The sequence below is a fragment of the Geodermatophilus africanus genome (assembly GCF_900107105.1).
Lineage (GTDB): Bacteria > Actinomycetota > Actinomycetes > Mycobacteriales > Geodermatophilaceae > Geodermatophilus > Geodermatophilus africanus.
The window spans coordinates 234,351-256,710 of the sequence record NZ_FNOT01000003.1 but is presented as its reverse complement, the minus strand read 5'-3'; the positions used below and the strand labels follow the sequence as shown (position 1 = coordinate 256,710).

Below are 22,360 nucleotides of genomic sequence, written 5' to 3'. Positions count from 1 at the left end.
GCGCCGAGCCTGGTGACGTCCTGGAACGGCCCCCTGCAGGGTCCCGCCGCGAGCTTGCGAGTGGCGGGGGGCAGGGGGTCCTCTTTCAGTCGGACCAGGCCGGGCGCCGCTTCTCCAGGAACGCCGACATGCCCTCGACCGCCCCGGGCAGCTGGCTGGCCGCGGCCATCACCTCGACCGCGGTCGTGTAGGCGTCCCGCTCGGGCCGGCCCAGCTGGGCGTGCATCGTCTGCTTGCCCCAGGCCTTGCTCGCCCGCGAGCCCCGGGTGGCCCGGGCCATGAGGTCGGCGACCGCCGCGTCGAGCGCGGCGTCGGGCACCACCCGGTTGACCAGCCCCCAGTCCAGCGCGGTGGCCGCGTCGACGACGTCGCCGGTGAGCGCCAGCTCCATGGCGCGCTTGCGGCCGATGTCCCGCGCGATGGCCACCATCGGCGTGTGGCAGAACCAGCCGCCCTTGCCGCCCGGCGCGGCGAACCCGGCCGACTCGGCGGCCACGGCCAGGTCGCACGAGGCCACCAGCTGGCAGCCGGCCGCGGTGGCCAGGGCGTGCACGCGGGCGAGCACCACCTGCGGGACGTCGTGCAGCATCTGCATGAGCTCGGTGCACAGCTGCAGCAGGCTGCGCACCTCGGGGACCGGCCGGCCGGCGACGTCGGCGAAGTCGTGCCCGGCGCTGAACACCGGCCCCTCCGCGGCGATGACGAGCCCGGCGGCGTCGCTCTCCCCCACCTCCCCGACCGCGGCCAGCAGCTGGGTCAGGTGGTCGCGGGACAGTGCGTTGCGCTTGGCCGGCCGGCACATCGTGAGGGTGACGACGTCGCCGTCCCGCTCGACCCGGGGTGCGCCCTCTGCAGTCATGGGCCGACCACACCACGCACAGCCGCGGGTGGCAACGGGCTGGCAGGCTCGGCGGTGTGGAACCCGAGCAGGTCACCGACACCGCACCTCGGCCGGCCGGGCGCACGGTCTTCACGCAGGGCTGGCGCGACGTCACCTTCCTGCACTGGGCGGTGGACCCCGCGCTGGTCGCCCCGCTGCTGCCCGCGGGCACCCGGCCCGACGTCCTGGACGGCGCCACCTACGTCGGGCTGATCCCGTTCCGGATGCGCCGCATCGGCGTGCTCGGCGCGCCGGGCCTGCCGTGGGCCGGCTCCTTCGCCGAGACCAACGTCCGGCTGTACTCGACCGACGACGCGGGACGGCGCGGGGTGGTGTTCCGGTCGCTGGACGCCGACCGGCTGCTGCCCGTGCTCGCCGCCCGCTGGGTGGCCGGCCTGCCCTACTGCTGGGCGCGGATGCGGGTGCGCCGCGACGGCGACCTGGTCACCTACACCTCCCGCCGGCGCTGGCCCGGCCCGCGCGGGGCCGGCGGGCGGGTCGTCGTCCGGGTGGGGAACCGGCTGGCCGACCCCGGCTCCCTGGCCGGTTTCCTGACCGGCCGGTGGGGACTGCATCAGACGGCGGCCGGCCGCCTGGCGTACTGGCCCAACGAGCACCCGGCCTGGCCGCTGCACGCCGCCGAGCTGGTCGCGTGCGAGCAGGACCTGGTGCCCGCGGCCGGGCTGCCGCGGGTCGACGGCGCCCCCGACAGCGTGCTGTTCTCCCCGGGCGTCGACGTCCGCTTCGGCCCGCGCCTGCGCTGAACGCCGCGGAGGGCATGATCGCGGCATGGACCTCGTGCGCTTCGGACTGGTGGGCTACGGCTTCGGCGGCCGGTACTTCCACGCTCCCCTGCTGGCGGCCGCCGAGGAGGTCGACCTCTTCGGCGTGGTGACGACGTCGGCGGAGCGGCGCGCGCAGGTCGCCGCCGAGCACCCCGGCCTGCGCACCTTCGGCTCGCTCGAGGAGCTGGCCGAGGCCGGTGCCGAGGCGGTGGCGATCTCCACGCCGGCCGACACGCACACCCCGCTCAGCGAGCAGGCCCTCGGCCTGGACCTCGCCGTGGTGTGCGACAAGCCCTTCGCCCTGGACGCCCCGGCCGCGTCCGGGACGGTGCGGCTGGCCGCGGCCCGCCGGCTGCCGCTGGCGCCGTACCAGAACCGCCGCTGGGACTCCGACTTCCGCACCGTCCGGGCGCTGGTGGACGCCGGGCGGCTCGGCACGGTGACCCGCTTCGAGTCGCGCTTCGAGCGCTTCGAGCCCGAGCCGGGCCCGCCGGCCGCGGGCGGCGGCACGCTGCTGGACTTCGGCAGCCACCTCGTCGACCAGGCGCTGGTGCTGCTCGGCCCGGCGACGAGCGTGTACGCCGAGTGGCGGCTGCGGGAGTCGGGCCTGGACGACGACGTCTTCGTCGCGCTCACCCACGCCCACGGCGCCCGTTCGCACCTGTGGGGCAGCTGGAGCCAGGGGGCGCCCGGCGACCGTTTCCGGGTCAGCGGCACCGAGGGCGGCTACGTCGTCGGCGGGCCGATGGACGGGCAGGAGGCCGCGCTGCTGGCCGGGCAGACGCCGGCGACGCTGGGCGAGGGGTGGGGCGGGGAGCCGCAGGGGCGCTGGGGCCGGCTGCGGCGCGGGGACGAGGGCGTCGTGGTCCCGACCGAGCGGGGCCGCTGGGACACCTTCTACCCGGCGTTCGCCGCCGCCGTCCGCGGGCAGGGACCGGTGCCGGTGGACCCGCGGGAGGCCGTCGCGACCGCCACGGTGCTCGACGCCGCGCGCCGCAGCGCCACCGAAGGCGTCGTCGTCGACCTCTGAGCGGCTACCCGTCGAGGCCGTTGGCCTCGCGGACCACGTCGACGAGCTGGCGCATGATGTCGGTCAGCCCGAAGTCCTTCGGCGTGAAGACCCGGGCCACGCCCTGCTCGCGCAGCCGGCGGGCGTCGCTGTCGGGCACGATGCCGCCGACGACCACGGGGACGTCCTCGAGACCGGCGTCCCGCAGCCCCCGCAGCACCGCCGGCACCACCTGCAGGTGCGAGCCGGAGAGCACCGACAGCCCGACCACGTGCACGTCCTCCTCGACCGCGGCGCTGACGATCTGCGCCGGCGTGAGCCGGATGCCCTGGTAGACGACCTCGAAGCCGGCGTCGCGCGCGCGGACGGCGATCTGCTCGGCGCCGTTGCTGTGCCCGTCGAGGCCGGGCTTGCCGACCAGGAACCGCAGCCGCCCGCCCAGCTCCTCCCCCGTGGTGCGCACCCGCTCCCGGACGTCGGCCAGCGTCGCGTCGGCCTCGCCGCCCCCCGCGGCCGCGGCGACGCCGGTGGGTGCCCGGTACTCGCCGAAGACCTCGCGCAGCACGCCGGCCCACTCGCCCGTCGTGACGCCGGCGCGGGCGCACTCCAGGGTGGCGGCCATGAGGTTCCCGTCGGTCCCGGCGACCGCGCGCAGCCGCGCGAGCGCCCGCTCCACCGGCGCCGGGTCGCGCTGGGCCCGCCACTTCTGGACCGACTCGCAGGCGGCGGTCTCCACAGCGGGGTCGACCACCTGGATGGCGGCGTCGAGGTCGGCCAGCAGCGGGTTGGGCTCGGTGACCTCGAACCGGTTCACCCCGACGACGACGTCGTCCCCGTTCTCCAGCCGGCGGCGCCGCTCGGCCAGCGAGGCGACCAGCCGGCCCTTCATGTAGCCGGACTCCACGGCGGCCACCGCGCCGCCCATCTCCTGCACCCGGGCGATCTCCGCCCGGGCGCCCTCGACCAGCTCGGCGACCTTCCGCTCCACCACCACCGAGCCGGTGAACAGGTCCTCGTACTCGAGCAGGTCGGTCTCGTAGGCCAGCACCTGCTGCAGCCGCAGCGACCACTGCTGGTCCCACGGCCGGGGCAGCCCCAGCGCCTCGTTCCAGGCGGGCAGCTGCACGGCGCGGGCGCGGGCGTCCCTGGACAACGTGACCGCGAGCATCTCCAGCACGATCCGCTGCACGTTGTTCTCCGGCTGGGCCTCGGTCAGGCCCAGCGAGTTGACCTGCACGCCGTAGCGGAAGCGGCGGTGCTCCGCGGCCTCGACGCCGTACCGCTCGCGGGTCAGCTCGTCCCACAGCTGCGTGAAGGCCCGCATCTTGCACATCTCCTCGACGAAGCGGACGCCCGCGTTGACGAAGAAGGAGATGCGCGCGACCACCTCGCCGAAGCGCTCCCGCGGCACCTGCCCGGAGTCGCGCACCGAGTCCAGGACGGCGATCGCAGTGCTCATCGCGTAGGCGATCTCCTGCACCGGGGTCGCCCCGGCCTCCTGCAGGTGGTAGCTGCAGATGTTGATCGGGTTCCACCTCGGCATCGCCGACACCGTGTAGGCGACCATGTCGGTGATCAGCCGCATGGAGGGCTCGGGCGGGAAGACGTACGTCCCGCGCGACAGGTACTCCTTGATGATGTCGTTCTGCGTCGTCCCGGCCAGCTCCGCGACGTCGTGCCCCTGCTCCTCGGCCACCGCCTGGTAGAGCGCCAGCAGCCACATCGCCGTCGCGTTGATCGTCATCGACGTGTTCATCCCGTCGAGCGGGATGCCGTCGAAGAGCGCGCGCATGTCGCCGAGGTGCGTGATCGGCACGCCGACCTTGCCGACCTCCCCAACGGAGAGCTCGTCGTCGGGGTCGTAGCCGGTCTGCGTCGGCAGGTCGAACGCGACCGACAGCCCGGTCTGCCCCTTGGCCAGGTTGCGCCGGTACAGCGCGTTGGACTCGGCCGGCGACGAGTGGCCCGCGTAGGTGCGCATGACCCACGGGCGGTCGCGCTCCTCCGGCGATGCAGGGAACGGCATGGACGGGGAGTCTATGGGTGTTACCGGTCAGTAGCGAGGCCTCCTCCGGGTGTCCCCCGGTGGCACACTCGCAGGCGCGGAGAGGAGGTTCGCGATGGCGCCGGTGGCCGGCACGCACTACCTGGCGGGACCGGTGATCGCGTTCGCCGTCCTCGCCCTGCTGGCCCTCTTCCTGCGGTGGGCCTTCCGGGGCGAACCGCGCCGTCGCCCGCCGGCGGACGACGGCCTGCTCACCCGCGTCGCCACGATGTCCCGGCGGGAGTCGGCGCTGGCACTGCGGGCGGTGCTCTCCGACGCGGGCATCCGCTCCACCGTGCGCTTCCCCGGCCCGCACCGGGCCGAGGTGCTCGTGTTCCCCGAGGACGCCGACCGCGCCCGCGCGCTGGCCTCGTCGTTCCCCGCCGGCTGAGCGCGGCCGCCGTGCCCCCGGACCTCGCTCCGCTCTGCCCGGGCCCCTGCACGAGGGCCGTCAGCTCGACCGCTCGGCGGGGTCCGGTGGTCCCTCGGTCGCACTGCAGCGGCTGACCAGCCACGGCTGCAGGTCGTCGAAGCCGCGGACCGAGCGGCGCTGCAGCGGTTCGATCCGGTAGTCGGGGTGCTGCCGCAGCCGGGCGGCCAGCTCGCGGTCGACGAGCACGCTCCCGGCGCGGGCCACCGTGGTCAGCCGGCTGGCAAGGTTCACCACCGACGAGTAGACGTCGCCGAGCCGGGTGAGCACCCGTCCGTGCGCGAGGCCGACCCGCAGCGGCGGCCGGTCCACGGCCCCCCACCGCTCGGGCAGCGAGAGCCCGATCTCCGCCGCGGCCGCCGGGTCCGCGGCGGTGAAGAGCACCCCGTCGCCGACGGTCTTGACCACCCGCCCGCCGCCGCGGGCCACCACCTCGGCGGCCGTCGCCTCGAAGTCCTCCACCATGACGGCCAGCTCGGCACCGCTCATGCCGCGCGTGCGGGTGGTGTAGCCGACCAGGTCGGCGAAGCCGACCGCCAGTTCGCGCTCCTCGCCGCCGGCCGGTGCGGCGGGCGCCCGCTCGACCGCTGCCGCCAGGTGCCGGCGCCACACCTGGTCCTGCACCACGCGCAGCAGCGACAGCAGCGCGTCGGCCGCCGGCGGCAGGTCCCCGGGGCTGCCCGCCCGGTCGGGCTCCCCGTCGCGGTCGCGGGCGAGGGCACTGGTGAGCAGGGTGGTCTGCCAGTCGGCCAGCCGCGCCAGCGGCTGCGCCAGCGCCCGGGCGAACGACGCCTCGGTGCCCGGGGCGACGAACCCGGCGTGGACGAGGTCGGCCAGGGCGTGCAGCGCGGCGACGTCGCCGTCGGTGAACACCGCGTCGTCCTCGGCGGCCTCGCTGAAGCCCAGGGCGTGCCACAGCCGGCGGAAGGCGTCCGGCGGCATGCCGGACAACTCGGTCACCTGTGTCCGGGTGTACCGCCGCGGACCACCGAGCAGCAGTCGGCCGAGCTCGGCGTCGGTCGGGGTGGGACGGGTCCTGCCCTCGTCGTGCACCCTCCCGAGTGTGGGGCACGGCGGAGTCCCGCTCCGCGTCCGGGTCGACCCGGCCGGGAGGGTCAGCCGGGTCGCTCGACCCGCTCGATCCGCGCCCCCAGGCCGCGCAGCTGCTCGACGAAGTCGGGGTAGCCGCGGTCGACGTGGTGCACGTCCTGCACCTCGGTCACGCCGTCGGACACCAGCCCGGCCAGCACGAGCCCGGCGCCGGCGCGGATGTCGGTGGCCAGCACCGGCGCGCTCGAGAGCCGCTCCCGGCCCCGGACGACGGCGTGGTGGCCGTCGGTGCGCACCGAGGCGCCCAGCCGGACCAGCTCGTTGACGAACATGAACCGGCCCTCGAAGACGTTCTCGGTGATCAGCGCGGTGCCCGTGGAGACGGCGGCCAGCGCCACCGCCATCGGCTGGAGGTCGGTCGGGAACCCCGGGTAGGGCAGCGTGACGACGTCCACGCAGCGCGGGCGGCCGTCCATCGCCACCCGCAGCCCGCCGTCCACCGGTTCGACGTGCGCACCGGCGTCAGCCAGCTTGGCGAGGGCCACCGTGAGGTGGTCGGGGACGGCCCGCTCGATGACGACGTCGCCGCGGGTCATCACCGCGCCGATCGCCCAGGTGCCGGCGACGATCCGGTCGGGCACGGTCGTGTAGGTGACCGGCCGCAGCGCCGGGACGCCCTCGACGGTGATCGTCGAGGTGCCCGCCCCGTCGATCTGCGCGCCCATCCCGGCGAGCATCGCGCAGAGGTCGACGATCTCCGGCTCGCGGGCGGCGTTGTCGACGACCGTCGTCCCCTGCGCGAGCACCGCGGCCATCACCAGGTTCTCCGTGGCCCCGACCGACGGGAAGTCCAGCCAGATGCTGGTGCCCACCAGCCGCGGCGCGGTGGCCACCAGGAAGCCGTGCTCGCTCTCGATGGTGGCGCCGAGCCGCTCGAGGCCGGAGATGTGCATGTCCAGTCCGCGCGAGCCGATCGCGTCCCCGCCGGGCAGGGCCACCCTGGCCGACCCGCACCGGGCGACGAGCGGGCCGAGGACGCTGATCGACGCCCGCATCCGGCGCACCAGGTCGTAGTCGGTCTCCGTGTCCGGCTTGTCCGGGACGTCGACCACCACCCGGCCGCCGCCGCCCTGCGCGTGCCGCTCGTAGGTGACCTCGCACCCCAGCCGGCGCAGCACCTCGCTCATGATGGCCACGTCGAGGATGTCGGGGACCTCGTCGATGGTGGTGCGCCCGGCGGCCAGCAGCGCGGCGGCCATGAGCTTGAGGGCGCTGTTCTTGGCGCCGGTGACCCGGACCCGCCCGGTGAGGGCCGTGCCGCCGGTGACCTCGAAGCACTCCACCCGATCACCCTACGGTGGCCCCGCTGCAGCGCCCCACTGCGAGGTGGAGGACCCCGTCCCCATCCCTCGCACGCTCGGGACGAGCCTCGGGACGGGGCCGGGGGCAGCGGGACCTTCTAGGCTCCGGGCATGACCGTCCGGCTGACCCGCATCTACACGAAGACCGGCGACGCCGGCCAGACGCACCTCGGGGACATGAGCCGAGTGGCCAAGACCGACCCGCGCCTGGTGGCCTACGCCGACGTCGACGAGGCCAACAGCGTGCTCGGCGTCGCGCTGGCCCTGGGGTCGCCGTCCCCGGAGCTGACCGAGCTGCTGCGCAGCGTGCAGAACGACCTGTTCGACGTCGGCGCCGACCTGTCCACGCCAGTCGTGCCGGACCCCCCGTACCCGCCGCTGCGGGTGACCGCCGCGTACACCGAGCGGCTGGAGGCGGCCTGCGACGCGTACAACGAGCAGCTGCCGACGCTGGCCAGCTTCATCCTGCCCGGCGGCACGCCGCTGGCCGCGCTGCTGCACCAGGCGCGGACCGTGACCCGCCGGGCCGAGCGCAGCGTCTGGGCGCTGCTGGAAGCCGACGGCGAGCGCGCCAACGCCGAGACCGCGCGCTACCTGAACCGGCTCTCGGACCTGCTGTTCATCCTCGCCCGGGTGGCCAACCCCGGGGGCGACGTGCTGTGGGAGCCCGGCGCGCACAGCGGCGCGCACGCCCAGCGGGCCGCGCGGTCGGATTCCGCTCCGGAGACCTGATCCGGCCCCCTTGCAGAGTCCCGCCCCGAGCCCGCGAGGGGTGGGGGCCAAGGGAGCCCTTCAACGCACCGGCGGTGCGGACTCGACCCAGGACAGGAAGCCCGTCACCGTCGAGGAGTCCATGGCCAGTTCCCGGGGGCCGGCCGCGGTGGCGCAGGAGAGGACGACGACGTCCTCAGGCAGGGATACGTCCTCGGCGCCCGCGCGACGCCGTCCCTGCACCCGGAACTCCGCGCGGCACAGCCGTTGCTGCGGGCGTACCGAGAGCGACAGCGCGCGGTACCAGAGCAGCGAGTCGCCGCCGTACCAGGCCACCCCCACCGACCAGCGCGGCGAGCCCGTCGGGCGCAGCCACATGGTGACCGCGCCGAGCCCGGTGAGCAGGAAACGGCGGCGCAGCAGGAACGCGACGACCAGCCCGACGACGACCACCGCGACGACCAGGAGGAGCAGTTCGGTCGTCATCCGGGGCGCCGGTCGGTCAGGCGGGACGTCGGCGGCGGCTCAGACGTCCTGACCGGCGGCGCGCAGTCGCGACTGGGCGCGCTTGGCGGCGGCGAGGGCGTCGGGGTCGTCACCGGCCTGCTCCGCGCGGCGCAACGCCTCGCGTGCCCGCTCGACGTCGATCTCGGAGGAGATCTCCGCGGTCTCGGCCAGGATGGAGACCCCGCGGTCGGTCACCGACAGGAAGCCGCCGTGGGCGGCGACCACCATGTCCTCGCCCTCGACGGTGCGCACGGTGACGACGCCGCCGTCGGCGAGCTGGCCGAGCAGCGGCGCGTGCCCGGGCAGGACGCCCAGCTCACCCTCGGTCGTGCGGGCCACGACCATGCTGGCCTCGCCGGACCAGATCATCCGCTCGACGGCCACCAACTCGACATGCAGGGTCGCCACGACACTCCTCGGGTCCACCGAACGGCGGTACGGGTCACCACGTCCGGGGCGGACACGGCGACGGGTCGCTTCCACTCTAGTGGCGCACCCGTCCGGTCCCGGTCGAGACCCCCTCCCGGGGACCTCCCGCCGAGTCCGCGCGGCTTGGGGAGGACGGTGGCCTCCCCGCAGGGTCCCGCCGCGAGCCTGGTGACGCGCTGGAACGGCCCCGCGTCAGGGCCCCGTCCCGAGCCTGCGAGGGGCGGGGGCAGGGCGGCCCGTCCAGGGCACCGCCCCGACCTCGCGAAGGGTGGGTGGGACGGGGTCCTTGTTCAGGCGCAGCGGCGGTACAGCAGGGTCCAGCGCCCCACGCGCACCCAGGGACGGCGCACGGTCGAGGCCGGCGCCCACTCGTCGGTGTGGAACTGCCGGCCGCCGACGTAGGGGACGGCGGCCGACGGCGGCCAGCTCCAGTCGGCGCCGTCCACCTGCGTCCCGGTGATGCCGTCCACGTCGTCTCTCCCGCTCGTCGCCCAGCTGCTCCGGGCGTCCTCGCACGAGATCGGCACGGAGCGGGATCCCCTTGAGGGGACCCGCAGCACACCCACCCGTCCGGGGACCGCCGCGCGGGGGCTACCCGCACTCCCGCCCGGGAACACGGAACGGCCGGGTCCCGTCGGGACCCGGCCGCCTCGGTGCTGGAACGGCCCCGCTGCTGGGCCCTCGCTGAGCCTGCGAAGCGAGGGGGCAGCGGGCGGCCCCCCTGCAGGGCCCCGCCGCGCGCGTGCGAGTGGCGGGGGGCAGGGGGGTCCTTTTCAGCCGCGCTTCAGCTTGTCGGCGTTGCGCTCGAGGTCCTCGAGGCCACCGCACATGAAGAACGCCTGCTCCGGCACGTTGTCGTACTCGCCGTCGGTGATCGCCTTGAACGCCTGGAGCGTCTCCGACACCGGCACGAAGGAGCCCGGCTGCCCGGTGAAGGCCTCGGCCACGAACATGTTCTGCGAGAGGAAGCGCTCGACGCGCCGGGCCCGGTTGACCGTGACCTTGTCCTCCTCGGAGAGCTCGTCGATGCCGAGGATGGCGATGATGTCCTGCAGCTCCTGGTAGCGCTGCAGCACCTGCTTCACCGTCTGGGCGATGGCGTAGTGCTCCTGCCCGACGTACTGCGGGTCCAGGATCCGGCTGGTGGAGTCCAGCGGGTCCACGGCCGGGTAGATGCCCTTCTCCGAGATCGGCCGGCTGAGCACGGTCGTCGCGTCGAGGTGGGCGAAGGTGGTGTGCGGCGCCGGGTCGGTGATGTCGTCGGCGGGCACGTAGATCGCCTGCAGCGAGGTGATCGAGTGACCCCGCGTCGAGGTGATCCGCTCCTGCAGCTCGCCCATCTCGTCGGCGAGGGTCGGCTGGTAACCCACGGCGGAGGGCATGCGGCCCAGCAGCGTGGACACCTCGGACCCGGCCTGGGTGAACCGGAAGATGTTGTCGATGAAGAGCAGCACGTCCTGGTTCTGCTCGTCGCGGAAGTACTCCGCCATCGTCAGCGCCGACAGCGCGACCCGCAGCCGGGTGCCCGGCGGCTCGTCCATCTGGCCGAAGACCAGCGCGGTGGACTCGATGACGCCGGACTCGGTCATCTCGGTGATCAGGTCGTTGCCCTCACGGGTGCGCTCACCGACGCCGGCGAACACCGAGACACCGCCGAACTCCTGGGCGACGCGGCGGATCATCTCCTGGATGAGCACCGTCTTGCCCACGCCGGCACCACCGAACAGGCCGATCTTCCCGCCGGCCACGTAGGGGGTCAGCAGGTCGATGACCTTGATGCCGGTCTCCAGCATCTCGGTGCGGCCCTCGAGCTGGTCGAACCGCGGCGCGTGCCGGTGGATCCCCCAGCGCAGCGCGTCGGCGCCGTGGCCGGGGGCGTCCAGGCACTGGCCGAGGGCGTTCCAGACGTGACCCTTGGTGACGTCGCCGACAGGTACGGAGATCGCAGAGCCGGTGTCCCGGACCTCGGCGCCCCGGACCAGACCGTCGGTGGGCTGCATGGAGATGGTGCGGACCACGTTGTCGCCCAGGTGCTGGGCGACCTCGAGGGTCAGCGTCTTGCCCAGGTCGGCGAGGGTCACCTCGACCTGCAGGGCGTTGAACAGGTCGGGCATCGCGTCGCGCGGGAACTCGACGTCGACGACCGGCCCGGTGACCCGGACGACGCGGCCGGTCGTCTGGGTGGTCGGACGGTCCTCGGTGACGGTCATCTGTACTGCTCTCCTGCCCTCGGCCTTGCGTTGGTCCGCGTCTTCGGGATCCCTGCCGCGGGAGCGGCCGGGGTGGGGTCAGTCGTCGGCGCCGGCGGACACCAGCGCGTCCGCACCGCCGACGATCTCACTGATCTCCTGGGTGATCTCGGCCTGGCGGGCCTGGTTGGCCTGCCGGGAGAGGTTCTTCGCCAGTTCCTCGGCGTTGTCCGAGGCCGACTTCATGGCCCGCCGCCGGGACGCCGACTCAGATGCCGCCGACTCCAGCATCGCCGCGAAGATCCGCGTCGTGACGTACTTCGGCAGCAGGGCGTCGAGGAGGGCGTCGGGCGAGGGCTCGAACTCGTAGGACGTCGGGACGCCGGAGTCGCCGGTGGTGACGCCGCTCTCCCGGTCCTCCCGCTCGTAGTCGAACTCCTCGACCTCCTCGACCTCCAGCGGGGCCATCCGCTTGGCGACCGGGACCTGCGCGAGCAGCGACCGGAACTCGGTGTAGACGATGTGCAGCTCGTCCACACCGAGGACGCCGTCGGCTCCGGCACCGGTCTCGTCGTCGTCCATGCCGGCGGTGAAGGTCGCGATGAGCGCCTCACCGACGCGCTGGGCGTCGGCGTAGCCCGGCTGCTCGGAGAAGCCCGTGAAGGTCTCGGCCATCTCCCGGTCGCGGAAGGAGTAGTAGGTCTCCCCCTTGCGGCCCACCACGTACAGGACCGGCTCCTTGCCCTCCTGGCGCAGCAGCGAGAGCAGCTCCTCGGTGCGGCGCAGCACGTTGACGTTGTACGAGCCGGCGAAGCCGCGGTCGGAGGTGATGACGAGCACCGCCGCCCGGCGCGCATCCTGCCGCTCCGTCAGCAGCGGGTGGTCCAGCGACGCCGACGACGCCAGGGCCGACAGCACCCGGGTGATCTCCCGGGCGTAGGGCTTGGAGGCCTCCACCCGGGCCTGGGCGCGCACGATGCGGGCGCCGGCGATCAGCTCCTGCGCCGAGAAGATCTTCTTCGTCGACTTCGTGGAGCGGATGCGGCGCCGCAGCGCGCGGAGGTTGCTGGCCACGGTCAGGCGCTCCGCTTGACCTGGACGCGCTCCTGGCCGCGCTCGGACGCATCCATCGCCTCGGCCTCGTCCTCGTTGACCCGCAGTGTGCCGCCCTCGGCGGTCTGGAACTGGCCGTAGAAGTCCTCGACCGCCCGCTCCAGGCCGGAGACGGCGTCGTCGCCGAGCGCGCGGCTCTGCCGGATCCCGTCGAAGACGCCGCCGTGGTTGCGGGCGACGTAGTCGAGGAACTCGCGCTCGAAGCGGCGGACCTCGGGCACCGGGACCTTGTCGAGCTTGCCGGTGGTGCCCAGCCAGATGGAGACGACCTCGCGCTCCACCGGGTAGGGCTGGTACTGGCCCTGCTTGAGCAGCTCCACCAGCCGCTGGCCGCGCTCGAGCGTCGCGCGGCTGGAGGCGTCGAGGTCGGAGGAGAACGAGGCGAAGGCCTCCAGCTCGCGGTACTGCGCGAGGTCCAGCCGCAGCCGGCCGGCGACGGACTTCATCGCCTTGATCTGGGCCGAGCCGCCGACGCGGGACACCGAGATGCCGACGTTGATGGCCGGGCGGACCCCGGAGTTGAACAGACCCGTCTCGAGGAAGATCTGCCCGTCGGTGATCGAGATGACGTTGGTCGGGATGTAGGCCGACACGTCGTTGCCCTTGGTCTCGACCAGCGGCAGGCCGGTCATCGAGCCGGCGCCCAGCTCGTCGGAGAGCTTGGCGCAGCGCTCCAGCAGGCGGGAGTGGAGGTAGAAGACATCGCCGGGGTAGGCCTCGCGGCCCGGCGGCCGGCGCAGCAGCAGGGAGACCGCACGGTAGGCCTCGGCCTGCTTGGACAGGTCGTCGAAGACGATCAGGACGTGCTTGCCCTCGTACATCCAGTGCTGGCCGATGGCCGAGCCGGTGTAGGGGGCGATGTACTTGAAGCCCGCGGCCTCCGACGCCGGGGCGGCGACGATCGTCGTGTACTCCATCGCGCCGGCCTCCTCGAGGGAGGCGCGGATCGCGGCGATCGTCGAGCCCTTCTGGCCGACGGCGACGTAGATGCAGCGGACCTGCTGGGCGGGGTCGCCCGTGGCCCAGGCCTGCTTCTGGTTGATGATCGTGTCGGTGACGATCGCGGTCTTGCCGGTCTGGCGGTCACCGATGACCAGCTGGCGCTGGCCGCGGCCGATCGGCGTCATGGCGTCGATGGCCTTGATGCCGGTCTGCATCGGCTCGTGCACCGACTGCCGCTGGACGACGGTCGGGGCCTGCAGCTCCAGCGCCCGGCGGCCGGTGGTGGTGATCGGGCCGGCGCCGTCGATCGGGTTGCCCAGCGGGTCGACCACGCGGCCGAGGTAGCCGTCGCCGACCGGGACGGAGAGGACCTCGCCGGTCCGGCGGACCTGCTGGCCCTCCTCGATGCCGGCGTAGTCGCCGAGGATGACCACGCCGACCTCACGGACGTCGAGGTTCAGCGCCAGGCCGCGGACGCCGCTCTCGAACTCGAGCAGCTCGTTGGTCATGACCGAGGGCAGGCCCTCGACCCGGGCGATGCCGTCGCCGGCCTCGGTGACGATCCCGACCTCTTCCCGCGACACGTCGGGCGAGTACTCGGTGACGTAGTTCTGGATGGCACTGCGGATCTCGTCAGCGGAGATCGTCAGCTCGGCCATGGCGTGGTGTCCTCTTCCCTGCTGGGTGGTGTCTGGGTGGGGGCCGGGTGTCCGGTCAGCCGACGAGCCGCCGGCCGGCGGCCTCGAGGCGGTGCGCGACGCTGCCGTCGATGACCTCGTCACCGACGCGGATGACCAGGCCACCGAGCACGCTCGGGTCGACGGTCACCTGCAGCCCGACCGGCCGGCGGTAGAGGCGCCCGAGCAGCTCGGTGAGCCGGCGCTCCTGCGCGTCGGTCAGCGGGACGGCGGTGGTCACGCGGGCCACCGACTGGCCGCGGCGGGTGGAGGCCGCCTCGGAGAGCCGTTCGACGACGTTCTCGGCGTTGCCGACGGCCCGCCCGGTGAGGTGGTTGCGGAGCAACAGCGCGCTGATCGGGCTGACCCGGCCGGTGAGCAGCCGGTCCAGCAGCGCGGCCTTGCCCGCGGCCGGCGCGGTGCGGTCGCTGAGGATCCGGGACAGTTCCGCATCTCCTGCGACGATACGTCCGAACCGGAAGAGCTCGTCCTCGACGCCGTCGAGCTCACCGCGGGCGTCCGCGGCGTCCAGGGCGGCGTCCGTGGCCAGGGCCTCGGTCGCCTCCACCAGGTCCAGCGGCCGTGACCAGCGCTGCCGGGCTGCGGTCTCGACCAGGTCGAGCGTGGCCTCGGAGACCCGTCCGGCGAGCAGGCGCCGCGCGACGCCGGCCCGGTCCGCCGGGCTGCCCGACGGGTCCGACAGCGCCCGGCGCAGCGAGACCTGCCCGTCGAGCAGGCGCGCGACGGCGAACAGCTCGTCGGCCAGGGCCGCGAGCTCCTCGGGGCTCGCGGCCCGCTCCAGGCCGGTCAGCCGGTCGCGCGCCCGTTCCAGCAGGCCGGAGGCCGGCCGGGTGATCTCGGACAGCCGGTCCCGGACGACGGCGAGCGCCGCGCGGCTGGAGGCATCCATCAGCGGTCGCCCTGCGGCGCGTACACCGAGCTGCCCGTGGCCCCGCCGCGGCCGTCGGCGGACGTGCCGGCCATGCCGTCGAGCTGGTCGAGGAACCGGTCGACCGTGCCGCTGCGCCGAGCCTGGTCCTCGAGGGACTCGCCGACCACGCGGCCGGCCAGGTCGACGGCGAGCCGGCCGATCTGGCCGCGCAGCTCGTTGACGACCTGCTGGCGCGAGGTGGCCAGCTGCTCCTCGCCGCGCGCCACGATCCGCGCGGACTCCTCCTGGGCCTGTGCCCGGAGCTCCTCGAGGATCTGCTGGCCCTCGGCACGGGCCTGGTCGCGGATCTGTGCGGCCTCGGTGCGCGCCTCGGCCAGCTGGGCGCGGTACTGCTCCAGCGCCGCCTGGGCCTCGGCCTGCATCGCCTCGGCCCGCTCGATGCCGCCCTCGATCGCCTCGCGGCGGGCCCGGAAGACCTGCTCGAACCGCGGCCAGACGAACTTGGCCAGCACGAAGAACGCGATCGCGAACGTGATCGTCCCGATGACGATCTCCCCCACCGGGGGGAGCAGCGGGTTGGCGGATTCCGCAGCTCGGATGTTCATGCTCTGCCCGTCCCTAGCTCAGGGTGTCCTACCGGTGGCTCGGTCAGCCTGCGTTGCCCGGCCCGAAGATGAAGGGGACGACCAGGCCGATGAGCGCGAGGGCCTCGGAGAGTGCGGCGCCGAGGAACGCGTAGGTCCGGGTCAGGCCGGCCGACTCGGGCTGGCGGGCGGTCGCCTGGATGTAGGCGGCCCAGACGATGCCGACGCCGATGCCCGGGCCGATGGCGGCGAGGCCGTAGCCGACCGAGCCGATGCTGCCGACGAGCTCTGCAAGGACCATGCGGGGTGATTCCTCCTGTGTCGGTCGCCCGGGCAGGCCCCGGGCGGCTGGCTGGGGGTGGTACGTGGTGGTGCGGTCAGTGAGCCGGCTCGACGGCGCCGTTCAGGTAGGTCGCCGTCAGCACGGTGAAGACGTAGGCCTGGAGGACGATGACCAGCAGCTCGAAGAAGGTCATGACCAGCGCCATCAGGAACGAGGCCGCGCCGAACAGGGGGAAGATGCCGCCGGCGGTCAGCAGGTAGACCCCGCCGAGGGAGAAGACCACGAGCAGCATGTGGCCGGCGAACATGTTGGCGAAGAGCCGGACGGCGAGCGTGAACGGCCGGATCACGAAGACCTGCAGCAGCTCGATCGGCGTCACCAGGATGAGCGCGCCGATCGGCACGCCTGGCGGGATGGCGGCGTCCTTGAAGTAGCGCGCGGCGCCCTGCTCGCGGATCCCGATGTAGTTGTAGAGCACCCAGACGATCACCGCGAGCACCAGCGGGATCGCGAACTTCGAGTTCGGTGAGATTTGCGCGAACGGGAAGATGCTCATGAAGTTGTTGAACAGGATGAAGAAGAACAGCGAGGCGAGGAACGGCGCGAACGGCAGCCCCTTCGGGCCGATGACGTCGCGGGCCATGCCGTCGCGGACGAGCGAGTAGCCGCTCTCCCCGATGTACTGCAGCTTGCCGGGGACGACCGAGGCGTTGCGCGCTGCGAGCACGAGGAACACGAGCATCGCCGCGGTGGCGAGCCAGAAGATCAGGATGATCCGGGTGATCTCGAAGTCGATGCCCAGGACCGAGAACTCGAAGATCGCCGGCGGGTAGAACTCCGCGATGCTGGGGGCCTGGAAGCCGCCTTCCTCACCGCCACCCTCGGCGGCGAGCACGTCGGCGAGCGCGTGGGCGCTGGAGGTCACCGTTGTCCCTTCTGCGTCCTGGTCGGGCTGCGGCGCCCGCCCCGGGTGGAGCCGGTGCGCCCCGTCCCCTCGGCCGGGGGCGGGGCGCCGTACTTGACGACCACCAGGTAGATGGCCACCGTCAGACCGAGGAGCACGCCGATGAGCGCGACGAAGCGCGTCCCCCACCAGCGGTCGAGCAGCAGTCCGACCCCGCCCCACACGACGATCCCCGAGAGCATCGTCCCGGTGATGCCCCACCCCATGTCGGCCCCACTGGGCTGACGCTGGGCAGGCGTTGCAGGTCGAGGTCGAGAACCCCCGCTGGAGGAGCTGTCCTCGGCCATCGGCCGGGACACTATCAGCCGCGTGTCGCGGCGCTCCCCGGCGGCGGTGGGCTCCCCCCGGTCGTGGGCGGGGTGGGCGGCTGCGGACGGGGCGGGGCGGGCGGCTGGACGTAGTAGAGCCGGCGGGTCCAGACCCAGCGCTGCTGGACGACGCTCCACACCAGCGCGCCCGCGACGACCGTCCACGCCAGCGTGCGCCGGTGCACCCAGCCGTCGGCCGGCAGCGACTGCAGCACCGCGGCCAGGACCAGGATCTTCACGAAGAACGAGCCGAGCGCGGCGGGCAGCGTGAAGGCGTCACCGTGCCGCCCGGCCCAGGCGATGACCAGGCCCGACAGCGCGAAGAAGAACGTGACGACGGCCGCGCCGAGCAGCACCGCCACCGCGGCGTCCCACCCGGCGAGCAGGCCGGCCACCGGTGCGGCGAGGGCGGTGAGCCCCGCGGTCACCGCCGTCCCCACGCGGAGGAAGGAGAGGTCCCACGGGACCTGCTGTTCGGTCCCGGTGACGGTCATCGGACTCCCTGGGGTGATGGTGACGGCGTACCGGCCGGGTCGGCCGGCCGGCCCGAGGCGGCGGGGGCGGTGGCGCGCAGCGCCCGCGCCGTGGGGTGGTCGGCCCGGCTGCGCCGGCGCTGCGCCTCGAGCTCGGCGGCGCGCGCCTCGCGGGCCGCCCGGCGGGCCCGGGGGCTGAGGACGACGACGACGCCGAGGACGAGCAGCACCGCGATGCCGACGAGCAGCTCCACCCGGCCGTTGGTGATCGACAGGCCGACCGCGCCGAAGGAGAGCAGCGCCGCCCAGAAGTACATGACCAGCACCGCGCGCCGGTGCGAGTGGCCGATCGCCAGCAGCCGGTGGTGCAGGTGCATCTTGTCCGGCGAGAACGGTGAGCGGCCGCGCAGGCTGCGGCGGACGACGGCCATCACCAGGTCGATGAAGGGGATGGAGAGCACCGCGATCGGCACCAGCAGCGGCAGGGCCAGGGGCAGCAGGGACGCCGCGGAGTCGAACGTCTGCGGATCGGCCTGGCCCGTGGCCGAGACGGCAGCCGCCGAGAGCATGAGGCCGACGAGCATCGAGCCGGAGTCGCCCATGAAGATGCGGGCCGGGCTAAAGTTGTGCGGCAGGAAGCCCAGGCAGGCGCCGGCCAGCACTGCGGTGATCAGCGTGGGGGCGCTGGCGATGTCGTCGTAGCCCTCGACGCCCAGGTTGTAGCTGTAGGCGAAGAAGGCCAGCGCGGCGATCGCCGAGACGCCCGCGGCCAGCCCGTCGAGGCCGTCGATGAAGTTGAGCGCGTTGACGGTGAGGACCGTCAGCAGCAGGGTCAGCGGGACGCCGATGTCGGGGCCGAGGGACAGCGTCCCGATGTCGGCGACCGGGAGGAAGACGTACAGCAGCTGGACGCCGAGCAGCACCATCACGCCGGCGGCGGCGATCTGGCCGGTGAGCTTGGTCAGGGCGTCCAGGCCGAACTTGTCGTCGAGCACGCCGAGCGCGCAGATGAGCCCGCCGGCCACGAGGACCGCGGCCGTCTGCGAGTCGTCGAAGGTGCGCTGCAGGGCCGGCAGCCGGGTCGCCACCAGGATCGCCGCGGCGACCCCCAGGTACATCGCCACACCGCCGCCGCGCGGGGTGGGGATGACGTGCACGTCGCGTTCGCGCGGCGCGGCCATCATGCGCAGCCGGACGGCCGCGAGCCGCACCACCGGGGTGGCCAGGTAGGTGACCAGCCCGGCGGTCAGCAGGACGACGACGTACTCGCGCATCGGTCAGGCGGGGCCGGACGAGGTCGCGCGCAGGTGCCTCCTGCCGGAGACGGTGCCCCAGGAGGGGGTGCTCATCGCGGCGGGTCTCCCGGGGCTTCGGCGACGGAGTGTCGTCCCACGGTATCGCTCCGGCCCCCGCCCCACCGGGAGCCGCGGAGCGCTCGGACTCCTCGCCGGCGTCGCCGAGCCGGCGAGAGGCCCCGCGAGGCGGCGTTCCGCAGGGTCCCGCCGCGAGCCCGGTGACGTGCTGCATCGGCCCTCTTGCCGGGTCCCGCCGCGAGCCCGGTGACGTGCTGCATCGGCCCTCTTGCCGGGCCCCGCCGCGAGCCCGGTGACGTACTGGAACGGCCCTCCTGCCGGGCCCCGCCGCGAGCCCGGTGACGTGCTGGAACGGCCCTCCTGCAGGGCCCCGCCGCGAGCCTGCGAGTGGTGGGGAGCAGGAGGGTCCTTCGATCAGTCGACGATCTCGGGGACGACCTCGCGCAACCGGTCGACGGGGATCGCGCCCACCCGGAGCACCCGCGGGGCGGGGACGGTGCAGTCGACGATCGTGCTCGCCGCGCTCCCGGCGCGCGGCCCGCCGTCCAGCACGACGGCCGCGTGGGTGCCGAGCTGGGCGACCGCCTCGTCGGCGGTGGTCGCGGCCGGCCGGCCGGAGCGGTTGGCGCTGGACACGGCCAGCGGGCCGGTGCGCCGCAGCAGGTCCCGGGCGATGTCGTCGTCGGGCAGCCGGACGGCGACGGTGCCCTCGGCGTCCCCCAGGTCCCAGGCCAGGGACGACGAGTGTTCGAGCACGAGCGTCAGCCCGCCGGGCCAGAACGCCTCGGCCAGCGCCGTCGCCGGCGGCGGGACGATGGTGACCAGCCCGACGAGCGTGGAGGCCTCGCCGATGAGCACCGGCACCGGCATGGTCCGGCCGCGGTTCTTCGCCGCCAGGAGCGCGGCGACCGCCGGCGGGGTGAAGGCGTCGGCGGCGACGCCGTACACGGTGTCGGTGGGCAGCAGCACCAGCTCGCCCCGGCCGATCGCCGCCGCCGCGGCATCCAGCCCGGCGGCGCGGGCGTCGGGGTCGGAGCAGTCGTAGGTCGCTGGGGCGGGAGACGAGGCCACGAGCGGCGAGTCTGTCATCCCCGGTCGCGGTGCGCGGTCGTGTACCGCGGACGGCCGGCCAGGTCGGGGTGGTCGGCGACGTCGGTCCAGCCCCCGGAGGCGCGCACCAGCGCGGGCAGTGCACCCCCCTGCTGGTCGGCGTGCTCGATGCCCAGCCCGCCACCGGGCCGCAGCAGCCGGGCGGCGGTGCGCAGCAGCCCGCGGACGACGTCGAGCCCGTCGGGACCGCCCCACAGCGCCAGCGGCGGGTCGTGGTCGGCCACCTCGCGCGGCACGGTCGCACCGTCGGGCACGTACGGCGGGTTGGAGACGACGAGGTCGACCGTCCCGTCGAGCTCGGCGAGCAGGCCCGGGTCGGTCATGTCGCCGGACAGCACCTCGACCGGGCGGTCCCCCGCGGCGGCGCGGGCGGCCGCGTTGTGCCGCGTCCACTCGATCGCACCCGGGTCGCGCTCGACGGCGGTGACCCGCGCCCCGGGGTGCTCGTGCGCGATCGACAGTGCGATGGCGCCCGAGCCGCTGCCGAGGTCGACCACGACCGGCTCGGCAACACCGGCCAGCCGCGCCAGCGCCCACTCGACCAGCTGCTCGGTTTCCGGCCGCGGCACGAAGACACCCGGGCCGACGGCGAGCTCGAGGTGGCGGAACGGCGCGCGGCCGGTGAGGTGCTGCAACGGCACCCGGTCGGCGCGCTGCCCGGCGAGGGCCTCGAAGCGGGCGGCCGCGTCGTCGGGCACCTCGCCGAGGGTCAGCAGGCCGGTGCGGGTCACGCCGAGGACGTGGGCGAGCAGCAGCTCGGCGTCGACCCGTGGCGACGCGACCCCGGCGGCGGCGAGCCGCTGCGCGGCGTCCGTCAGCAGGGCGCGGGTGTTCAGGAGCCGCCCGCCAGCAGCTCGGCGGTGTGCGCGCGGGTGAGCGCGTCGATGACCGGGTCCAGCTCGCCGTCGAGCACCTGGTCGAGGTTGTGCGCCTTGAAGCCGACCCGGTGGTCGGAGATCCGGCTCTCCGGGAAGTTGTAGGTGCGCACCCGCTCGCTGCGGTCGACGGTGCGCACCTGGCTGCGGCGCTGGTCGCTCGCCGCCGCGGCGGCCTCCTCGCGGGCGGCGGCCAGCAGCCGGGAGCGGAGCACCCGCAGCGCCGACTCGCGGTTCTGCAGCTGGCTCTTCTCGTTCTGCGAGCTGACGACGATGCCGGTCGGCACGTGGGTGATCCGGACGGCGGAGTCGGTGGTGTTCACGCTCTGCCCGCCGGGGCCCGACGAGCGGAAGACGTCGATCCGCAGGTCGTTGGGGTCGACGGTGACGTCGACCTCCTCGGCCTCGGGCAGCACGAGGACGCCGACGGCGGAGGTGTGGATGCGGCCCTGCGACTCGGTGACCGGCACCCGCTGCACCCGGTGCACGCCGCCCTCGAACTTCAGCCGGGACCAGATGCCCTCGTCGCCGCGGGACTTCACCGCGATCGAGACGTCCTTGTAGCCGCCGAGGTCGGCCGGGACGGCGTCGAGCACCTCGGTCGCCCAGCCGCGGCGCTCGGCGTAGCGCAGGTACATGCGCAGCAGGTCGCCGGCGAACAGCGCCGACTCCGCGCCGCCCTCCCCCGCCTTGATCTCGAGGATGACGTCCTTGTCGTCGTCGGGGTCCTCGGGCAGCAGGAGGGAGTGCAGCCGGTCCTCGAGCTCGGGCACCCGCTGCTCGAGCGCCGCGGCCTCGGCGGCGAAGGAGGCGTCCTCGTCGGCGAGCTCGCGCGCGGCGGCCAGGTCGTCGCGGACGGCGTCCAGCGCGCGCTTGGTCTCCACCAGCGGGGCGAGCTGCGCGTAGCGGCGGCCCAGTCGCCGGGCGCGGGACGCATCGGCGTGGACGGCGGGGTCGGCCAGCTCGGTCTCCAGCGCGGCGTGCTCGGCGAGCAGCCCGCTGAGCCGGTCAGGCGCGGCGTCGGTGCTGCTGCTCATGCGGGGGCCTCTCGGACAGCGGCGGTCTCGCGGGGACCGCCAGGGGGACGGAGCTGGACACGACGACGGCGCCCGCCCCACACGAGGTGGGACGGGCGCCGTCGGGGGGACTACTGGCCGGCGTTGGCGTTGCGCTTGCCGAACCGCTTCTCGAAGCGGGCCACGCGCCCGCCGGTGTCCAGGATCCGCTGCTTGCCCGTGTAGAAGGGGTGGCAGGCGGAGCAGGTCTCGACGGTCAGCGTGCCGCCGGGCGCCGTGCTGCGGGTGGTGAAGGTGTTCCCGCAACCACAGGTCACCGTGGTGGTGTGGTACTCGGGGTGGATGCCGGGCTTCATGTCGCCTCTTCCGGTGGTCTGTGCCGTTCAGGTGGTCGAACGCCGGCGGCCGGCCGGTC

At 74.1% G+C, this 22,360-nt stretch carries 25 protein-coding genes; 4 read left to right on the top strand and 21 right to left on the bottom strand.

Going from position 1 to position 22,360, the window contains the following annotated elements; all coding sequences use genetic code 11:
- Positions 1-85: 85 nt before the first annotated feature.
- Positions 86-859 (bottom strand): enoyl-CoA hydratase-related protein, encoded by a 774-nt coding sequence (locus tag BLW63_RS06560; RefSeq protein WP_091152731.1) that lies wholly within the window; start codon positions 857-859, stop codon positions 86-88.
- A gap of 56 nt (positions 860-915) precedes the next feature.
- Here BLW63_RS06560 and BLW63_RS06555 point away from each other — a divergent pair, with 56 nt between their 5' ends.
- Both BLW63_RS06555 and BLW63_RS06550 read left to right on the top strand, forming a co-directional pair.
- Positions 916-1,644: a YqjF family protein gene (locus tag BLW63_RS06555; RefSeq protein WP_091152729.1), complete on the top strand. Its 729-nt coding sequence runs from the start codon at positions 916-918 to the stop codon at positions 1,642-1,644.
- 25 nt (positions 1,645-1,669) lie between these two features.
- Positions 1,670-2,695: a Gfo/Idh/MocA family protein gene (locus BLW63_RS06550; protein WP_091152727.1), complete on the top strand. Its 1,026-nt coding sequence runs from the start codon at positions 1,670-1,672 to the stop codon at positions 2,693-2,695.
- Positions 2,696-2,699: 4 nt separating this feature from the next.
- Here the strand turns inward: BLW63_RS06550 and BLW63_RS06545 are convergent, their stop codons facing one another.
- The gene (locus BLW63_RS06545) at positions 2,700-4,700 is read right to left on the bottom strand and encodes a methylmalonyl-CoA mutase family protein (protein WP_091152725.1); all 2,001 of its coding nucleotides are present in this window, start codon (positions 4,698-4,700) and stop codon (positions 2,700-2,702) included.
- A 94-nt stretch (positions 4,701-4,794) separates the two neighbouring features.
- Between BLW63_RS06545 and BLW63_RS06540 the strand changes: the two genes are divergently transcribed.
- Complete coding sequence (locus BLW63_RS06540; RefSeq protein WP_091152723.1) at positions 4,795-5,109, top strand: hypothetical protein; 315 nt, start codon at positions 4,795-4,797, stop codon at positions 5,107-5,109.
- Between the two features lie 60 nt (positions 5,110-5,169).
- Here the strand turns inward: BLW63_RS06540 and BLW63_RS06535 are convergent, their stop codons facing one another.
- Together BLW63_RS06535 and murA are read right to left on the bottom strand one after the other, a co-directional pair.
- Complete coding sequence (locus BLW63_RS06535; RefSeq protein WP_170856673.1) at positions 5,170-6,201, bottom strand: adenylate/guanylate cyclase domain-containing protein; 1,032 nt, start codon at positions 6,199-6,201, stop codon at positions 5,170-5,172.
- A 62-nt stretch (positions 6,202-6,263) separates the two neighbouring features.
- Entirely contained in the window at positions 6,264-7,541 is a 1,278-nt protein-coding gene (murA, locus tag BLW63_RS06530; protein ID WP_091152719.1) for a UDP-N-acetylglucosamine 1-carboxyvinyltransferase, read from the bottom strand.
- 129 nt (positions 7,542-7,670) lie between these two features.
- Between murA and BLW63_RS06525 the strand changes: the two genes are divergently transcribed.
- The gene (locus BLW63_RS06525; protein ID WP_091152717.1) at positions 7,671-8,291 is read left to right on the top strand and encodes a cob(I)yrinic acid a,c-diamide adenosyltransferase; all 621 of its coding nucleotides are present in this window, start codon (positions 7,671-7,673) and stop codon (positions 8,289-8,291) included.
- A 60-nt stretch (positions 8,292-8,351) separates the two neighbouring features.
- Here BLW63_RS06525 and BLW63_RS06520 read toward each other — a convergent pair whose 3' ends face one another.
- The 17 genes from BLW63_RS06520 to rpmE all read right to left on the bottom strand — a co-directional run bounded on the left by BLW63_RS06520 (position 8,352) and on the right by rpmE (position 22,301).
- A complete protein-coding gene (locus BLW63_RS06520) occupies positions 8,352-8,756 on the bottom strand; it encodes a DUF2550 domain-containing protein (protein WP_091152715.1) in 405 nt (134 codons plus the stop codon).
- Between the two features lie 39 nt (positions 8,757-8,795).
- Positions 8,796-9,185, bottom strand: coding sequence for a F0F1 ATP synthase subunit epsilon (locus tag BLW63_RS06515; protein WP_091152713.1), 390 nt, complete (start codon positions 9,183-9,185; stop codon positions 8,796-8,798).
- Positions 9,186-9,496: 311 nt separating this feature from the next.
- Positions 9,497-9,676 (bottom strand): hypothetical protein, encoded by a 180-nt coding sequence (locus tag BLW63_RS06510; protein WP_091152711.1) that lies wholly within the window; start codon positions 9,674-9,676, stop codon positions 9,497-9,499.
- Between the two features lie 303 nt (positions 9,677-9,979).
- Entirely contained in the window at positions 9,980-11,416 is a 1,437-nt protein-coding gene (atpD, locus tag BLW63_RS06505; RefSeq protein ID WP_091152709.1) for a F0F1 ATP synthase subunit beta, read from the bottom strand.
- Between the two features lie 78 nt (positions 11,417-11,494).
- The gene (locus tag BLW63_RS06500) at positions 11,495-12,469 is read right to left on the bottom strand and encodes a F0F1 ATP synthase subunit gamma (protein WP_091152706.1); all 975 of its coding nucleotides are present in this window, start codon (positions 12,467-12,469) and stop codon (positions 11,495-11,497) included.
- A 2-nt stretch (positions 12,470-12,471) separates the two neighbouring features.
- Positions 12,472-14,109 (bottom strand): F0F1 ATP synthase subunit alpha, encoded by a 1,638-nt coding sequence (gene atpA / locus BLW63_RS06495; RefSeq protein ID WP_091152704.1) that lies wholly within the window; start codon positions 14,107-14,109, stop codon positions 12,472-12,474.
- A 55-nt stretch (positions 14,110-14,164) separates the two neighbouring features.
- On the bottom strand, positions 14,165-15,037 hold the full coding sequence (locus BLW63_RS06490; RefSeq protein ID WP_091152702.1) for a F0F1 ATP synthase subunit delta: 873 nt from the start codon (positions 15,035-15,037) through the stop codon (positions 14,165-14,167).
- Complete coding sequence (locus BLW63_RS06485) at positions 15,037-15,624, bottom strand: F0F1 ATP synthase subunit B (protein WP_091152700.1); 588 nt, start codon at positions 15,622-15,624, stop codon at positions 15,037-15,039. Before BLW63_RS06485 ends, BLW63_RS06490 begins: the two co-directional genes overlap by 1 nt.
- 43 nt (positions 15,625-15,667) lie before the next feature.
- Positions 15,668-15,904, bottom strand: coding sequence for an ATP synthase F0 subunit C (atpE, locus tag BLW63_RS06480; RefSeq protein WP_091152699.1), 237 nt, complete (start codon positions 15,902-15,904; stop codon positions 15,668-15,670).
- A gap of 76 nt (positions 15,905-15,980) precedes the next feature.
- A complete protein-coding gene (gene atpB, locus BLW63_RS06475) occupies positions 15,981-16,811 on the bottom strand; it encodes a F0F1 ATP synthase subunit A (protein WP_091152697.1) in 831 nt (276 codons plus the stop codon).
- The gene (locus BLW63_RS06470; protein WP_244522405.1) at positions 16,808-17,056 is read right to left on the bottom strand and encodes an AtpZ/AtpI family protein; all 249 of its coding nucleotides are present in this window, start codon (positions 17,054-17,056) and stop codon (positions 16,808-16,810) included. Before BLW63_RS06470 ends, atpB begins: the two co-directional genes overlap by 4 nt.
- A gap of 95 nt (positions 17,057-17,151) precedes the next feature.
- Positions 17,152-17,652, bottom strand: coding sequence for a Cg1360 family ATP-synthase-associated protein (locus tag BLW63_RS06465; protein WP_091152695.1), 501 nt, complete (start codon positions 17,650-17,652; stop codon positions 17,152-17,154).
- Entirely contained in the window at positions 17,649-18,905 is a 1,257-nt protein-coding gene (locus tag BLW63_RS06460; protein ID WP_091152693.1) for a glycosyltransferase family 4 protein, read from the bottom strand. Before BLW63_RS06460 ends, BLW63_RS06465 begins: the two co-directional genes overlap by 4 nt.
- Before the next feature lie 453 nt (positions 18,906-19,358).
- Entirely contained in the window at positions 19,359-20,015 is a 657-nt protein-coding gene (locus BLW63_RS06455) for an L-threonylcarbamoyladenylate synthase (protein ID WP_244522404.1), read from the bottom strand.
- A 14-nt stretch (positions 20,016-20,029) separates the two neighbouring features.
- Positions 20,030-20,872, bottom strand: a complete 843-nt coding sequence (gene prmC, locus BLW63_RS06450) for a peptide chain release factor N(5)-glutamine methyltransferase (RefSeq protein ID WP_244522428.1) — start codon at positions 20,870-20,872, stop codon at positions 20,030-20,032.
- A 14-nt stretch (positions 20,873-20,886) separates the two neighbouring features.
- A complete protein-coding gene (gene prfA, locus BLW63_RS06445) occupies positions 20,887-21,966 on the bottom strand; it encodes a peptide chain release factor 1 (RefSeq protein WP_091152687.1) in 1,080 nt (359 codons plus the stop codon).
- A 110-nt stretch (positions 21,967-22,076) separates the two neighbouring features.
- Positions 22,077-22,301 carry a 50S ribosomal protein L31 gene (gene rpmE / locus BLW63_RS06440; RefSeq protein WP_012950137.1) on the bottom strand — a complete coding sequence of 75 codons (225 nt, stop codon included), beginning with the start codon at positions 22,299-22,301 and terminating at the stop codon, positions 22,077-22,079.
- Positions 22,302-22,360: the final 59 nt, after the last annotated feature.

Bases quoted from the DNA above. Each gene is read 5' to 3' on its own strand.
- BLW63_RS06560 (WP_091152731.1), bottom strand. From the start codon at position 859: ATGACTGCAGAGGGCGCACCCCGGGTCGAGCGGGACGGCGACGTCGTC.
- BLW63_RS06540 (WP_091152723.1), top strand. From the start codon at position 4,795: ATGGCGCCGGTGGCCGGCACGCACTACCTGGCGGGACCGGTGATCGCG.
- atpA (WP_091152704.1), bottom strand. From the start codon at position 14,109: ATGGCCGAGCTGACGATCTCCGCTGACGAGATCCGCAGTGCCATCCAG.
- BLW63_RS06525 (WP_091152717.1), top strand. From the start codon at position 7,671: ATGACCGTCCGGCTGACCCGCATCTACACGAAGACCGGCGACGCCGGC.
- atpD (WP_091152709.1), bottom strand. From the start codon at position 11,416: ATGACCGTCACCGAGGACCGTCCGACCACCCAGACGACCGGCCGCGTC.
- BLW63_RS06485 (WP_091152700.1), bottom strand. From the start codon at position 15,624: ATGAACATCCGAGCTGCGGAATCCGCCAACCCGCTGCTCCCCCCGGTG.
- BLW63_RS06520 (WP_091152715.1), bottom strand. From the start codon at position 8,756: ATGACGACCGAACTGCTCCTCCTGGTCGTCGCGGTGGTCGTCGTCGGG.
- rpmE (WP_012950137.1), bottom strand. From the start codon at position 22,301: ATGAAGCCCGGCATCCACCCCGAGTACCACACCACCACGGTGACCTGT.
- BLW63_RS06470 (WP_244522405.1), bottom strand. From the start codon at position 17,056: ATGGGGTGGGGCATCACCGGGACGATGCTCTCGGGGATCGTCGTGTGG.
- BLW63_RS06460 (WP_091152693.1), bottom strand. From the start codon at position 18,905: ATGCGCGAGTACGTCGTCGTCCTGCTGACCGCCGGGCTGGTCACCTAC.
- prfA (WP_091152687.1), bottom strand. From the start codon at position 21,966: ATGAGCAGCAGCACCGACGCCGCGCCTGACCGGCTCAGCGGGCTGCTC.
- BLW63_RS06465 (WP_091152695.1), bottom strand. From the start codon at position 17,652: ATGACCGTCACCGGGACCGAACAGCAGGTCCCGTGGGACCTCTCCTTC.
- BLW63_RS06490 (WP_091152702.1), bottom strand. From the start codon at position 15,037: ATGGATGCCTCCAGCCGCGCGGCGCTCGCCGTCGTCCGGGACCGGCTG.
- atpE (WP_091152699.1), bottom strand. From the start codon at position 15,904: ATGGTCCTTGCAGAGCTCGTCGGCAGCATCGGCTCGGTCGGCTACGGC.
- BLW63_RS06545 (WP_091152725.1), bottom strand. From the start codon at position 4,700: ATGCCGTTCCCTGCATCGCCGGAGGAGCGCGACCGCCCGTGGGTCATG.
- BLW63_RS06550 (WP_091152727.1), top strand. From the start codon at position 1,670: ATGGACCTCGTGCGCTTCGGACTGGTGGGCTACGGCTTCGGCGGCCGG.